The 12,356-nt window shown below is 67.6% G+C and carries 17 protein-coding genes and 1 pseudogene; 14 read left to right on the plus strand and 4 right to left on the minus strand.

All coding sequences use genetic code 11. The features are described from left to right. Positions 1-312 precede the first annotated feature (312 nt). On the minus strand, positions 313-750 hold the full coding sequence (locus tag ACTMTJ_RS29010; RefSeq protein WP_441221471.1) for a hypothetical protein: 438 nt from the start codon (positions 748-750) through the stop codon (positions 313-315). A gap of 270 nt (positions 751-1,020) precedes the next feature. On the opposite strand from ACTMTJ_RS29010, the gene ACTMTJ_RS29015 reads away from it, so the two are divergent. Both ACTMTJ_RS29015 and ACTMTJ_RS29020 read left to right on the plus strand, forming a co-directional pair. Beyond that, a complete protein-coding gene (locus ACTMTJ_RS29015) occupies positions 1,021-1,359 on the plus strand; it encodes a PadR family transcriptional regulator (protein WP_441221473.1) in 339 nt (112 codons plus the stop codon). Between the two features lie 344 nt (positions 1,360-1,703). Next, a pseudogene (locus ACTMTJ_RS29020) lies at positions 1,704-2,291 on the plus strand (MerR family transcriptional regulator). Positions 2,292-2,788: 497 nt separating this feature from the next. Here the strand turns inward: ACTMTJ_RS29020 and ACTMTJ_RS29025 are convergent. Together ACTMTJ_RS29025 and ACTMTJ_RS29030 are read right to left on the minus strand one after the other, a co-directional pair. Continuing rightward, complete coding sequence (locus ACTMTJ_RS29025; RefSeq protein ID WP_441221475.1) at positions 2,789-3,328, minus strand: NUDIX hydrolase; 540 nt, start codon at positions 3,326-3,328, stop codon at positions 2,789-2,791. A gap of 4 nt (positions 3,329-3,332) precedes the next feature. Further along, positions 3,333-4,583, minus strand: a complete 1,251-nt coding sequence (locus ACTMTJ_RS29030; protein WP_441221477.1) for a hypothetical protein — start codon at positions 4,581-4,583, stop codon at positions 3,333-3,335. A 175-nt stretch (positions 4,584-4,758) separates the two neighbouring features. Here ACTMTJ_RS29030 and ACTMTJ_RS29035 point away from each other — a divergent pair, with 175 nt between their 5' ends. Then, complete coding sequence (locus ACTMTJ_RS29035) at positions 4,759-5,340, plus strand: flavoprotein (RefSeq protein WP_441221479.1); 582 nt, start codon at positions 4,759-4,761, stop codon at positions 5,338-5,340. A 30-nt stretch (positions 5,341-5,370) separates the two neighbouring features. Here the strand turns inward: ACTMTJ_RS29035 and ACTMTJ_RS29040 are convergent, their stop codons facing one another. Beyond that, positions 5,371-5,838 carry a hypothetical protein gene (locus tag ACTMTJ_RS29040; RefSeq protein WP_441221481.1) on the minus strand — a complete coding sequence of 156 codons (468 nt, stop codon included), beginning with the start codon at positions 5,836-5,838 and terminating at the stop codon, positions 5,371-5,373. On the opposite strand from ACTMTJ_RS29040, the gene ACTMTJ_RS29045 reads away from it, so the two are divergent. From ACTMTJ_RS29045 to ACTMTJ_RS29095, 11 genes are all read left to right on the plus strand, one after another. Next, positions 5,822-6,655, plus strand: a complete 834-nt coding sequence (locus ACTMTJ_RS29045; protein WP_441221482.1) for a helix-turn-helix domain-containing protein — start codon at positions 5,822-5,824, stop codon at positions 6,653-6,655. The genes ACTMTJ_RS29040 and ACTMTJ_RS29045 overlap by 17 nt on opposite strands. After that, a complete protein-coding gene (locus ACTMTJ_RS29050) occupies positions 6,652-6,870 on the plus strand; it encodes a hypothetical protein (RefSeq protein ID WP_441221484.1) in 219 nt (72 codons plus the stop codon). The genes ACTMTJ_RS29045 and ACTMTJ_RS29050 overlap by 4 nt, the downstream gene beginning before the upstream one ends. Before the next feature lie 116 nt (positions 6,871-6,986). Continuing rightward, a complete protein-coding gene (locus tag ACTMTJ_RS29055) occupies positions 6,987-7,772 on the plus strand; it encodes a Scr1 family TA system antitoxin-like transcriptional regulator (RefSeq protein ID WP_441221486.1) in 786 nt (261 codons plus the stop codon). Positions 7,773-7,913: 141 nt separating this feature from the next. Then, positions 7,914-8,642, plus strand: coding sequence for a GntR family transcriptional regulator (locus ACTMTJ_RS29060; protein WP_441221488.1), 729 nt, complete (start codon positions 7,914-7,916; stop codon positions 8,640-8,642). A gap of 113 nt (positions 8,643-8,755) precedes the next feature. Next, a complete protein-coding gene (locus ACTMTJ_RS29065) occupies positions 8,756-9,178 on the plus strand; it encodes a hypothetical protein (protein WP_441221490.1) in 423 nt (140 codons plus the stop codon). Between the two features lie 101 nt (positions 9,179-9,279). Then, positions 9,280-9,462, plus strand: coding sequence for a hypothetical protein (locus tag ACTMTJ_RS29070; protein WP_441221492.1), 183 nt, complete (start codon positions 9,280-9,282; stop codon positions 9,460-9,462). Next, positions 9,459-9,674: an AMED_5909 family protein gene (locus ACTMTJ_RS29075; RefSeq protein WP_441221494.1), complete on the plus strand. Its 216-nt coding sequence runs from the start codon at positions 9,459-9,461 to the stop codon at positions 9,672-9,674. Before ACTMTJ_RS29070 ends, ACTMTJ_RS29075 begins: the two co-directional genes overlap by 4 nt. Further along, positions 9,671-9,835, plus strand: a complete 165-nt coding sequence (locus ACTMTJ_RS29080) for a hypothetical protein (RefSeq protein ID WP_441221496.1) — start codon at positions 9,671-9,673, stop codon at positions 9,833-9,835. Before ACTMTJ_RS29075 ends, ACTMTJ_RS29080 begins: the two co-directional genes overlap by 4 nt. Further along, positions 9,832-10,236: a hypothetical protein gene (locus ACTMTJ_RS29085; protein ID WP_441221498.1), complete on the plus strand. Its 405-nt coding sequence runs from the start codon at positions 9,832-9,834 to the stop codon at positions 10,234-10,236. The genes ACTMTJ_RS29080 and ACTMTJ_RS29085 overlap by 4 nt, the downstream gene beginning before the upstream one ends. Then, on the plus strand, positions 10,236-11,648 hold the full coding sequence (locus ACTMTJ_RS29090; protein WP_441221500.1) for an FtsK/SpoIIIE domain-containing protein: 1,413 nt from the start codon (positions 10,236-10,238) through the stop codon (positions 11,646-11,648). Before ACTMTJ_RS29085 ends, ACTMTJ_RS29090 begins: the two co-directional genes overlap by 1 nt. A gap of 59 nt (positions 11,649-11,707) precedes the next feature. After that, positions 11,708-12,340 (plus strand): DUF2637 domain-containing protein, encoded by a 633-nt coding sequence (locus tag ACTMTJ_RS29095; protein ID WP_441221866.1) that lies wholly within the window; start codon positions 11,708-11,710, stop codon positions 12,338-12,340. The last annotated feature ends 16 nt before the right edge of the window (positions 12,341-12,356 follow it).

Raw genomic sequence — 12,356 nt, forward strand, 5'->3', positions numbered from 1 at the left:
CCGGAGGCCCGCCCGCAGGACGATCCGCGAGCGCGTACGGCGCGCCGCGCTTGCGCGGCGCCTTGATCCAGAAGAGAACGAATCGGCAGACGCTGGCGTCGACAGCGCTATGCATTCAAGCCCTCGGACAGGCGTCGCGCCGATCTGGCCACTGGGCCTCGGCCGAACCGCTTCGGTGTGAACTGCTGGCAACGTGCGTGGTGTCCGATGCGAGATCAGACAGCTTGGTCGGATCGGGCCGGCCTCGTCCGGTCGTTGGCGTTGCTGTACTTCTCTGGTGTACTGCGCCTGCCGCAGCCGTCGCCGTCTAACCTAGCCGCGGGCGACGTAGCCACGCCGAACGATCGATCGGACCTGGGCGGCGAACGCCTTCTCCGCGTCGATGTATCGACTGAATCCTTCATCGGTGGCAGGCTTCTCGCTCGGAAGCTTGGCCAAGTGCTGGTACGCCTTGATCACTTGAGTTGCCGTCGGACGGAGTTCCTGCGAGCCAGGTGTCATGAAGAAGCGCGACGTCACTTCGTACCGATCAGGACGAACGGCAAAGGTGTCACCAGCCGGCAAGGCTCGCTCGTGCGCGTCTCTAAGCTGGCCGACCAAGCGTCCGTACTGCGCTACGAATACAGTCGCGGCCTCCGTGAGCCGTTCCACGTCGACGTGCCGCGAGTCTGCTCGGCGACGCACAACCTCACCGAGCACGACAAGGATGCCGCCAATGACGGCTCCGAGGAGCCCTGAGATGGCTTCCACGGTCCAATCGTGGACGGTCGCCGCAAACTTACCCGGCAGAGTCCGGCGTACAGGCCGACTCGTCCGTCGCAGTCCTACTCGCGTTCGGCGGTGGGCCGCTGACCTGGCAATTCTCCTGGCATCGATGGTCGTTGGTGGTCAACGTTGGTCGGCATCTGCCGGCCCGACGGCAGCCCGGGGCGGCCCCAAGACGGCCCAGCAAATCGGATCGGTCGCCGTGCCTCGGCGTGTCGTGGATCCCACGGGATCCCCTATGTAAGATTGTTACTCATGGAGGAAGTCCGAATCACACGCGCCGTTGCGGCCGTGCTGCGCGTCTTCGTCGATGACGTCGGAGCTTCGCGGCACGGCTACGAACTCATGCGGCTGACAGGCTTCCCGAGCGGGAAGATGTATCCCTTATTGGCACGCCTTCTCGCAGCGGGTTGGCTGGAGGCGACGATGGAGAATATTGATCCAGCGAAGGAAGGACGGCCACCGCGAAGGTTGTATCGGCTTAGCGAGCGTGGCGTCGTTGGTGCGCGCCGGGGCCTGGCGGCCTTCTATCAGGAGGTTGCACCCTCCACATCAATCAGTGGTTGGCTTCTGCCTGAGGGTGGCGTCGCGTGAATATTGTCACCTGGCTGGTCGGCGTCGGCGTGGCTATCGTGATGCTTGCCATCGCCACATCCCTCGGCGATCTTCTCAGCGAAGAAATCCGTAGTCGCCTGGATAGGGCGCCGCAGTGTCTTTTGCGACTGGCCTCGCGCAGGCTGCCGCCTGAAATCCGGGACGATAACCTGGCGGGCTGGGAAGCGGATCTCCATGAGTACCTGCGAGGTGCGGAGGCGGTTCCGGTGACGCGCCTGTGGCGAGGTATGCGCTGTGCCTTCGGTGCTCTTACCTCTACTGGTGCCATTATCCGGGCGTTCGATGCCAGCCGGTCCACAGCGCAGTCTGATGAGAAGCGGGTTCTGCCAGTCGATTCGGATCTTGCCGGTGTTGTGGCAGGCGTTGTCGGATATCGTGGCGTGACGGCGTGTCACGCCGTGGGCATCAGCTACAGGCAGCTCGATTACTGGGCGCGTACCGGCTTGGTGGTCCCGTCGATTCGCGATGTATCTGATTCAGGTAAGATGCGTCTGTATTCATTCGTGGACTTAGTTGTTCTAAAGGTCGTCAAGCGGCTTCTTGACGCAGGCGTTTCGCTGGAGAACCTGCGATCAGCGATCGACACCATCCGTGCTCGTAACCTTAGCGACCTTGAAGGCATCACATTGATTTCTGATGGGCGCGCGGTTTACGAATGTCACTCTCCAGAGGAAGTCGTCGACTTGTTGCAGGGTGGGCGAGGGGTGTTCGGCATCGCAATCGGAGGGGCATCGAAGGAAATTGGTGGCTCCCTGTCTCATCTGCCAAGCGACACCTTGGAGTAGGTAAGGATTCGACCTGCCCCTGGGTCCGTCGTCAAGGAGAGCTTGACGCCCCGCCACGTCGCCAAGAGGCCGCGGCGGGGCGGGCGGCGCGCGCATCCTGGGCAGGCCCCGGCCTGCCGGCGCTAGCCGGCCTCAGGGGTCGCAGAGGCTCCAAGGTCAAGGGCGGCCGCTCGCGGCCGTCGCTTGCGACGCGTAGCGCCCTTGGGCTTCAAGGGGCGGCCCCGCACACTCCGCGCCGCCCGCCCCGCCGCGGCCGGCAGCGAGTCGCGCCACGGCCGTAACCCGCGGCTACGCCGCGCCCAGCTCGGCCCGGCGCCCGGCCGGCTGCCGGTCCATCAACATCAACACCCGGGAACCGCTGAAGTCTTGGCAGCCTGGGTGTTCGCATCTTCGTGCCAGCCGACGGGTGTTAGGCGTGTCCGCCGCAGAGCGCCAGCGGCGCGGTGGGCGCGCGCCCAGGCGGCGGCGCGAGCGGCCCGTTTCGGGCCGCCTTGAAGACGTACAGAAGTTCTCACGCCATCGCCCACAGCCTCCCACAACCGACACGCTCACAGCCGACTGGAGACACCATCGACTGTACGTCGGCTGATGGTCCTAAATGGGATGGGCCACAGGGGCGTTCATCAGAGCTGCTGCGGACGGTAAATGCCGAGGTAGTAGGACAGTGCCGTTAGAGAAGGTCCGTCCGTGATCTGTCCAATGGCGGCAAGCTTTGGCACCTCCGCGAGGGGCATCCATTCGACGCGGCTCGACTCGGACTTGTCCACTGGTTCGCCGGTTTGGACGACATCGGTTGCCAGGAAGGCGTTGAAGCGCATCGTGCTGATGCCGCTCAGGGCGTTGTACGTCGTCAACGGCTCGATGCTCCGCGGCTGGTACCCGGTCTCCTCGCGTACCTCGCGAGCGGCCGCCTCCGCCAGATCCTCGCCCGGATCGGCCCAGCCGGCGGGGATCTCCCAGCCCCACGAGTCGGTGATGTGGCGGTGTCGCCAGAGCAGGAGTGTCCGGTCCTGGTCGACGACCACGGCGGTCACTGATGGTCGTGGGAACTTAAGGTTGTAGTGCTCGATGTGCTGCCCGTTGGGCAGCTCGACATCATCGAGCCATACCTCGACCCAAGGACTCTGGAAGACCGCCTGGGTGCCGCGTACCAACCAACGCATGTGCTCACTTTCCCTGGTCGAGGTCTCGGAGCGTGGCCAGGCGCGCGTCGAGCGCCTTGACCGCTGCGGTGTCTCGCCAGGTTCCCATGCGTGATCTCAGCTCGCGCGATCGCATCATGATCGGTCTCACGATCTGGCCGTCCGCGATGTCGAGAGCTTCGCCGATCAGTGCGACCACCTCGTCGGGCTCTTGGTCGATGAGGTGACATGCGGCCAGTTCGAGGGTCAACAGCGCTCTTCCTTTGGCGTCCGCGTACGGGCGTCGGTCCGTGGCGGCGCTGATGAGGGCCGTCGCGCGCTCGGTGTCGCGCATCAACAAGTACGTGGTGCCGGCGATGCCGTCGAGGCGGTCGCGGTCGAAGAAGTCGGTGCCGTTGCGTTTGGGTTCGGCCTGGTCGATGGCGGCGTAGGCGCTTTCGAGTGCTTGAGCCGCGGTGCTCGCGTTGCCAGCGGCGGCGTGCGCCCGAGCTCGTAGCGCGGCGACCCACGCGCGGCGCCGTGCGCTTGACTCGGAGTCCGCCAGCTCGGCTGCTTGGTCGAGCAGGCTTGCGGCTTCGTCCCCGTATCCACGGAAGAACGGGTCGATGCTCTGGAGCGCCAGCGACCATGCCGCCAGGTCGTTGTTGGCGGCCTCGTCGGCTGCCACCCAGCTGACGTCGAAGTATTCGAGCGCGCGGGCTGGGCGGCCGAGGTCGACACTCAGGTTGCCGGCTATGCCCGACAGCGTTCCGATGACGTTGACGAGCCTTCGTTGAATCGACAGCGTCTGTCGCTCGGCCAGGGCCGCCTCGGCTCGTTGCAGCTCCTGGCGAATCGTCGGCCACATGACCGTCGGCGGTGTCGACGGGTAGCGCATGGCTTGCACCAGCACCAGGCGCTCAAATCGGTCCATGATCGCTGCGTCGATCGAAGACCGCGTCAGGGCGGCGGCAAGGGACCATGGGTCCGGATCTTGTGGATCGTCGCCACCCTTCACAGTTTGCGTTGCGAGGCCCAGGAGCTGGCGGCCGTGGTCCGGGATCCGCAGACCATCCGCGATGCGCTCCAGCACGGCGTAGGCGGAGATCCGGCGTTGCCGGGGGCCGGTGCTCATGATCGTGCTGATCTGGCCTTGGGGCATCCCCACCGCGATGCCGATGGTCGTTTGGCTTGCGCCAGCGTGCTGGCGCACGAGCCGGAATAGTCCCCCGATGTCGCGGGCCGCCAACGCTTTCTTGACCTCGTCACGTTCCCAGAATTCGATCGGGACGTCCAAGCGACCGGACGAGCGTGGTGGCACGGCACCCCCTGACACGGCGGATGTGAGACCAACTCTGAGGCTACGCGTGCCATCAGCGTCCGTCGAATACCACCGACTCGATCGTGTATTCGATCAACGATGCGGTGCGGCTGGAATCGGCGATAGCGTACGGCGAAGAAGCGCATCCAGGATGGACGGGAGACCTGTGGCGGAGCGAGATCATCGGATCCTCACGGCCGTAGTGTGCGGAGCTGGTGTTGCGCCCGACGCGTATCGGTTGGTCGAGCTGGCGCTGAACAGGGGTTGGAGCGTCGACGTGGCTGCCACACCGTCCGCGTTGGCTTTCCTGGACGTGGCGAAGCTGGAGGCGCTGACCGGCAATCCCGTGATCAGCGAACATCGCCGGCCAGGAGAGGTACGACGTTCGCTATCGGAGGCCGACGCGCTCGTGGTCGCACCGGCGACGTTCAACACGATCTGCAAGCTGGCTCTGGGGATCAGCGACACCTACGCCCTCAGCACGGCGGCCGAAGCTATCGGGCGCGGTGTCCCCGTCGCGGTGCTGCCATTTGTCAACGCGGCGTTGGCCGGACGCAAGCCGTTCGTGGCTGCGGTCGAGTCGCTGCGGTCCGAGGGCGTCCGGGTGCTGTTCGGCCCTGGCGGGTGGGAGCCGCACCCACCTGGGACGGGCGGGGAGCGTATCGACGCGTTTCCGTGGGCGGCTGTGTTGGATGCGGCTGGGGTGTCCGCGGTTGCCGGTGGGGCTGGCTGACCAGCCGGTCACCTGTATCCGCTCCTTGTATCAGTCGCTGTAATGGTTTGCCGCAGGCTGCCACGAGATTGTCGGTGGCATGACCGAGCCGAGCGTCTCGAGCCAATGCCGTTCCTGTGAGGGCCGTGGTTGGCGGCTGTCCAGCGCGCGGGGTGTGGTGCGGGCGGGTGAGTCGCCGGTGAGCCTGCGGCGGCGCACGTGCCCGGACTGCGCCGGGGTGCCCGTGTCGGCGGGGTCGTGAAACCGGGTGCCGGGGCGGGTGTCAAAACGGTGTGCCAGGGCGTACGGACCTCGGTCGCCGCGATGTTTGCCCCCGCCCGCCCCGGCGCCCTCCACATCGAACAGTGACCGCGGCAGCCGGTTGTCCGGCGCGGCCCGGAGTAGGAGGTGTGTGGTGCCGACGAAGCGGGAGACGTTTCTGCATTCGTTGCGTGCCCAGTTGTTGGGTGACCGGATGCGGCGGATGCGGGAGGAGCGTGGTTTGACGTTGAAGTACATCGCCGCGTTCCTCGGCGTCGAATTTTCGACGTTGGCCCGCTATGAGCGGGCGGAGTGGCCGTTTCGGGCTGATCACGTGGCCGCGCTGTTGGACGTGTACGGCGTCTACGCCGAACACGAGCGTGAGGAGTTGCTGTCGATGGCCCGTAACGCCTGGCGGGTGTGTCAGTGGCAGGTCGACGGGATGAAGGACACCGAGACGGCTGGGGTCAACGATCAGCCGCAGTTGGATCCGTGGTGGATCCAGTCGCGTACCGAGGAGCTGTTCGTGTACGCGCCGGGAGTGGTCCCGCCGTTGTTGCAGTCCCGCGACTACGCCGAAGCGTTGTTGCGTCGCGCGGATCCGAAGGCGCCGGCGCAGTTGGTGGACTCGCGGCTGCGCGGGTTGATCGGGCAGCAGGAGATATTGGACGCCAAGCCGCCGATGCGCCTGTTGGCGATCCTGGAAGAAGACCTGCTACATCGGCCGATCGGCGGCCGGCTGGTGCTGGCCGCCCAGCTGGAGCACCTGGGCCGGGTGGTCGAACGACCACACGTCCACGTGCGGGTGCTACCCCGGTACACCGGCTGGCATCCCGGCCTGTCCGGCGCGTTCACCGTCTGCCAGCTGCGGCCCCCGTACCCGGCGGTGGCCGTGTTGGAGCAGCTGACCGGCCGGGCCGTGCTGGAAGCCAACGCCGCCAACACCTACATGCAGGCGTTCGAACGCATCCAGGAGACCGCGCTGAGCCACGCCGAGTCGATGGCGTTGATCGCCACTATCGCCGAGGAAATCCACGCCGCCACCCCCTCTGATCGGAAGAAGGAAACCGTATGAGCATGATCCCGTTCGACTCCGACGCCACTCGGGCCGCGGTCGCGGCGGCCGCGCAGGCGGTCGCCGCTGAATGCGAACGGCTCGGCATCCCTGTCACGGCGGAGCAGTGCGAAAGCCTGGCCATCGCGGTGATCAGCGCCCATCAGGCGTTCACCGCGGGCGTCCACTACGCCCACACCCAACCCCACACCACCGCCGCCGAGCCGGGCCAATAGCCGCACACCCGCGATAGACCGGTCTGCCGCCGCCCCGACTCCCAGACAGAACAAAGCGCCTAGGGGCGGCGGCAGACCCCTATCTGTCCCTTGCCACGTCACGGAGGAACCCGGACATGCCCATCCCCGCACCGCCGGCCGATCAACCGTTCGTGCGCACACTGCGGGCACGATGGCTCGGTCAACAGCTGCGCGCCCTGCGCGAGCAACGCGGCCTGACCCTCGCGGACGTGGCCGCGTCGACCGGGCGGCCACAGGGGTTGTGGGACCGGTTCGAGTGGGCCGACTGGCCGATCAGCCGCGGCGACGTCACCACCCTGCTCGACCTCTACCGCGTCCACGACGTACAACTGCGCGAGCGGCTGCTGACCATCGTCGACCACGCCTGGCGGCTGCACCACTGGGACACCGGCGACCACCCGGATCACAGCGAGGACGGGGCGGACGCGTCATTCATCACCCTCGACTGGCTCATCCGGCAGGCCACCAAAATGCAGATCTTCGCCACCGTCCTACCCGTCGAGCCGCTGCCGTCCACAGCCGACCCGACTGTGCCGGTGGAGCTGGTGATCGCGGAGACAGCGCTGCGCCCGGAACCTGGCGACGCCCTGGTCCACCAGCTCGGCTCGGGACGGCTGACCCATCTGGTGTCGCTGCCTTACGTGCAGGTGCAGGTCCTGGCCAACCCCACCGCCCGACAGACCACTACCGGTGGGTTCACCGTCTTCCGGTTCCACCACCACCCGCCGGTCGCCTACCAACACACCCTCGCCGGACACCATTACCTCGAAGGACGGATCGCCGACCGCACCATCGAGGCCTACCGCGCACTCCGCACCAGCGCCCTCGACGCCGGCACCTCCCACCAGCTGATTGAGAAGGCCGCCGCTCAGCGGACCTGATCCGCTGGGATTGCCGGACGTGTCAGTCCTCGCAGCGCTGTGCCGAGGCACGGTCACCCACTCGGGCCTTTCCCAACATTCACAATCTCAGCTAGGGTCTTGACAAGACGAGTGGTCGAGCTGATGAGGGGTGGTGCGCGGATGCCTATCGAGGTTGCGCCGCCAAAATACGTCCTTGTGGTCAATGCGATCCAACAGCGGATCGAGGACGGCACCTACCCACCGGGGACGGCTATCCCGTCCGAAGCGCAGCTGACCGCCGAGTTCGACGCATCCCGCCCGGTCATCGTCCGTGCGCTGGGCATCCTCCAGCAGGACGGCTGGATCGAGTCCCAACAGGGCAAGGGCCGCTTCGTCCGCTCCCGCCCAGGCGCCGCCGCACGACGGGCACCGGCACACGTGGCCGGCCTGCTGGACCAGGCCGAGGACGCCGCCGTCACGGTGCTACGGGTCGGCCCGGTGATGGCCCCGAACCGAGCCGCGGTCGCCCTGGACCTGGACCCGGAAACCCCGGTCATCGCCCGCCGCCGCCTGGTCGTCGCTGAGATCGGGCCGGTGGAACTGTCCACCTTGTACGTGCCGGTCGAACTGGCCGCCAGCACCGAAATCGGCAAGCCGGAACCCATCAGCGGGAGCGTGCTGCGGCATCTGGGACAGCGCAAGGACGTCCAGTTCGACCACGCCACCGAACGACTATCCGCCCGTCTGCCCACCGCCGAGGAGTCGGAGCTGTTGAAGATCGGTCGCCGCGACAGCGTCCTCACCCTGCTCATCACGGTGTTCGACATCACCGGAAAACCACAGCTCGCCGTCGACGCGGTCCTGCCTGCCAACCGGCACGAGTTGGAGGACTCCTTCCCGCTCCACTGAGGTTCTTCAGATCCATCGATCAACTTCCTTGACGCTCATCGTTGTCGAGCTATGCTTGACGACAACTCGACAAGTCAAGTTGTCGCTCTAGCGGCAAGCTGGGAGGTTGATCAGTGGTTCCCCTGTCGTTGAAGGTCCCGGTCCCGTTCGAGTACGTGTTCCCACACGGCGCGCTCGGCCTCGGCGTCGACGCGCAGCTCGACTTCGACCGGCGTGGCCAGGCGGACGACCAGGCCAGGGACAAGGACTCCGGCGAACGTGTCTGGGTCGTCCGGGTCATGGACCTCGACCCGGAAGCGGGCCGGTTCGGCCGGTCCACCGAGGTCAAGGTGAAGGTGATCGCTGCGCATCGGCCGGTGCTGCCGGCCTCGATGGTGCCGGGCTATCCGCCGTCGATCGCGTTCGACGGGCTCACGTTGACGCCCTATGTGGACTCGCAGCGGTGCAAGGCCACCGGCTCGTGCAAAGCCCGGATGGCGTACTCGCTACGCGCTACCGCCGTCCTACCGGCTGCCGCGTCCGCGCCGGTTGCGTGATCGCAAATCCAAACAAGCGGGGCGGGCCGATTTCCCCGCCAAGAGACTCCGGTCCGCCCCGCACCCAACCCGTTTCCCCTCGCTTGGAAGGGAGGGCCGTGGTGCCCACCGTAATCCACCTTCTCCGCACGTCTACAGGCCGCGGGGAGGTGTGGCGACACTGCGAGATCTGCGACGAACTCGCCGCGATGCCGCCGCACGTGTTCATCTGCGACGCCTGCTCGATCGTCGCCAACCCGGCCCACGGGCTTCGTCTGGTCTGGGCCGAGGGGTGGTCGCGATGACCGGAACCTCGTTCGCCGTTGACTTGTCCGCGCTCCTGAAGTCGATTCCCGGGCTGACCGCCTCGGCTACGGAGCGGACCGAGTGGTTCGACCGCAAAGCCGACCTGCTCCAGCGGATAGCCGACACAGACGGCTACCTGCACGCCGAAGCCGTCGAGCTGGTCGATACGGCCCGACGGCGGGCCGCCGAACTGCGGGAGGGACGGTCATGAAGCTGCCTCGCCTCTTCCGCCGGCGGCGGCCGTCACTGGTCGACGAGATCCGCTGCCCGCACTGCCTGCGCTGGGTCAAGCCGCGCCGGTTCGACTTGCAGCACATGGCGTGCAAGACCTGCCGCCGCACTCTTGCCCGGCCGGGGTGGTGGGTGCTGTGACCCCTCGACGCATCACCGTTCGCCGGCTCGCCGCGCCGGGCATCCTGGCGGCGCGGGAGCTATACACCGGCTGCCCGGTCGACGTGCTCCGGGTCGCCGCCCTGGTCGAGATCTCCGCCGCTGCCGCCACCCTGGCCCGCACCGTGGTGCGGCTGCGCCGGATGGATCCGGCCACGATCACCCCGCACGTCGCCGATCCCACCGATGCACGCGCAGTGCTGGGTCGCGGCCAATGGCTGCCCACCATGACCAAGCACGTCCCCGCGCCACCGCGCGGCAGGCGCACCCGGACCCGAAAAGCTCCGGCCGTGTCGGCTTCGGTGCGTCGCAGGGACGCCCGTCGTGCCGGCGCGCTGGCGCAGCTTCCGCCCCGGCCGGCCAACACTGGCGGTGGCCGCTGATGCCGCTGATCAACGTCATTCCCGGCGACAAAATCCCCACCGCGCCACTGAACGTGCGGGTGCCGATGTGGCGTGTTCCCGGTTGGCTGATGCTGCTGGTCTGGATTGGCCGGGGCCTGGCCCGTGTCGTCGTCCTGGCGGTCCGGTACTGGTGGCTCACCGTCCCGGCCGGCCTCGCGGTGTGGGTGCGGGCCGAGTACGGGACCGTCGTCCTCGTCGCCGCGGTTCTCGTCCTCACCGGCGGCTGCGTCACGTGGTGGCAGCTGCATCCCGCGTCGTGGCTGCGGTTTGGCTGGTATCCGCTGGTCGGTCGGTGGCGTCGGGTGTGGGTGTACCGGCGGCGGTGGGCGTCCGCGATGGCCACCTGCGGCCTGGCGACCGTCTTCGACGGCGACCGGTACATCCCCCGCCTCGGCAAAGTCCGCTCCGACTCCTTCGGGGACGAGGTCACCGTCCGACTGTTACCCGGGCAGATCCCCGACGACTGGGCCACCGCCGCGCCCCGGCTGGCATACACGTTCCGGCTCCGCGACGGCCGCGCGTATGCCGCCGCGAAGCCGGACCGGGTGACGCTACGGTTCCTGCGCCGCGACCCGCTAGCCGCGCTCGTCGCCCCGCTGCCAGTGGCCGGCGTACCAGACTTCACCGCCCTGCCCCTCGGTATCCGGGAGGACGGGGACGTCTACCAGCTGCGGCTGACCGGCTCGCAGCTGCTGATCGCCGGGGCGACGAACTCGGGCAAGGGCTCGGTCATCTGGTCCCTGATACGAGCCCTCGCTGGCGGCATCCGCTCCGGGCTGGTGGAGCTGTGGGTCTTCGACCCCAAAGGCGGCATGGAACTGGCCGCCGGCACGCCGTTGTTCGCCCGCTTCGCCTACGAGGACCCCGACCGCATGGCCGGCGTCCTGGAAGAGGCCGTCAAACGCATGCGCCACCGGGCCGCCCGACTACGCGGCACATCCCGGCAGCACGTGCCCACGCCCGCGGATCCGCTGATCGTCATCCTGATCGACGAGCTGGCCGCACTGACCGCCTACATCACCGACCGCAAAGTCAAAGAACGCATCAAAGAAGCACTCGGCCTGCTGCTGTCCCAAGGCCGCGCGGTCGGCGTCCACGTCATCGCCGCGCTCCAGGATCCACGCAAAGAGGTGCTGCCGTTCCGGAACCTGTTCCCCACCCGCATCGGCCTTCGGCTGGTCGAGAAGGAAGAGGTGGACATGGTCCTGGGCGACGGTGCTCGGGACCGCGGGGCTCTCTGCGATCAGATCCCGGAGACCGCGCCGGGGATCGGCTATGTCGCTTTGGACGGGGTTCGGGAACCGGTCCGGGTCCGGTTCTCCTACCTCACCGACCACGACATCACCCAACTGGTCCGCGACTACGCCCGGCCGGGCGGTGGTGCCCTGTGACCCGCAGCGAACGTGTCGAGGGCGTGGTCCTGGTCCTCATCCTCATCACTGTCGGGACTATGGCCGGCGCGGCCTCGTTCACCCACGTGCACGACTGGACCATGCACAACTCACCTGCCGGGACCGGGGACTGGTTCGGCTGGGCCAACGCCGCCATCTCCGAACTCATCCCCCTCGCCGCCCTCCTGACCATCCGCCGCCGGCGGCGGGCCGGTGGCTCCATCGGCTACCCGTTGGCGCTTCTGGTGGCGGCGGTGGCTCTGTCCCTGGCCGCGCAGCTCGCGGTCGCCAAGCCCGGCCTGTCCGGGTGGCTGCTGTCCGCCGTTCCGGCGCTGGCGTTCCTCGGCCTGTCCAAGCTCGTCCTGACCGTCCCCGCCGCGCCGGACCGGGCCGGGACGGCACAGGACGACGGTCCCGAGCCCGTACCGCCGCAGGTCAACCCTGAGGACGACCGGGACGGCGTGACCGTCGACATGCTCCAAACCGCACGCCAGATCGCACACGAGCATCAAGCCGCGACCGGGCGGCCGATCACCCGCGACGAGCTGCGCTCGGCAATGCGGATCGGCAACAGCACCGCATCGCAACTGCTGCGGCAGATCCGCCAACGGGACACACCAAGTCGGGCACTGGTCCCGGTCACCGGGTTCCCGTCCCGCAACGGCAACACACCCGCTGGAGGTGACCAGTGACCGAGCCCCATCCCGT

This window comes from Phytohabitans sp. LJ34 (assembly GCF_052068095.1).
Lineage (GTDB): Bacteria > Actinomycetota > Actinomycetes > Mycobacteriales > Micromonosporaceae > Phytohabitans.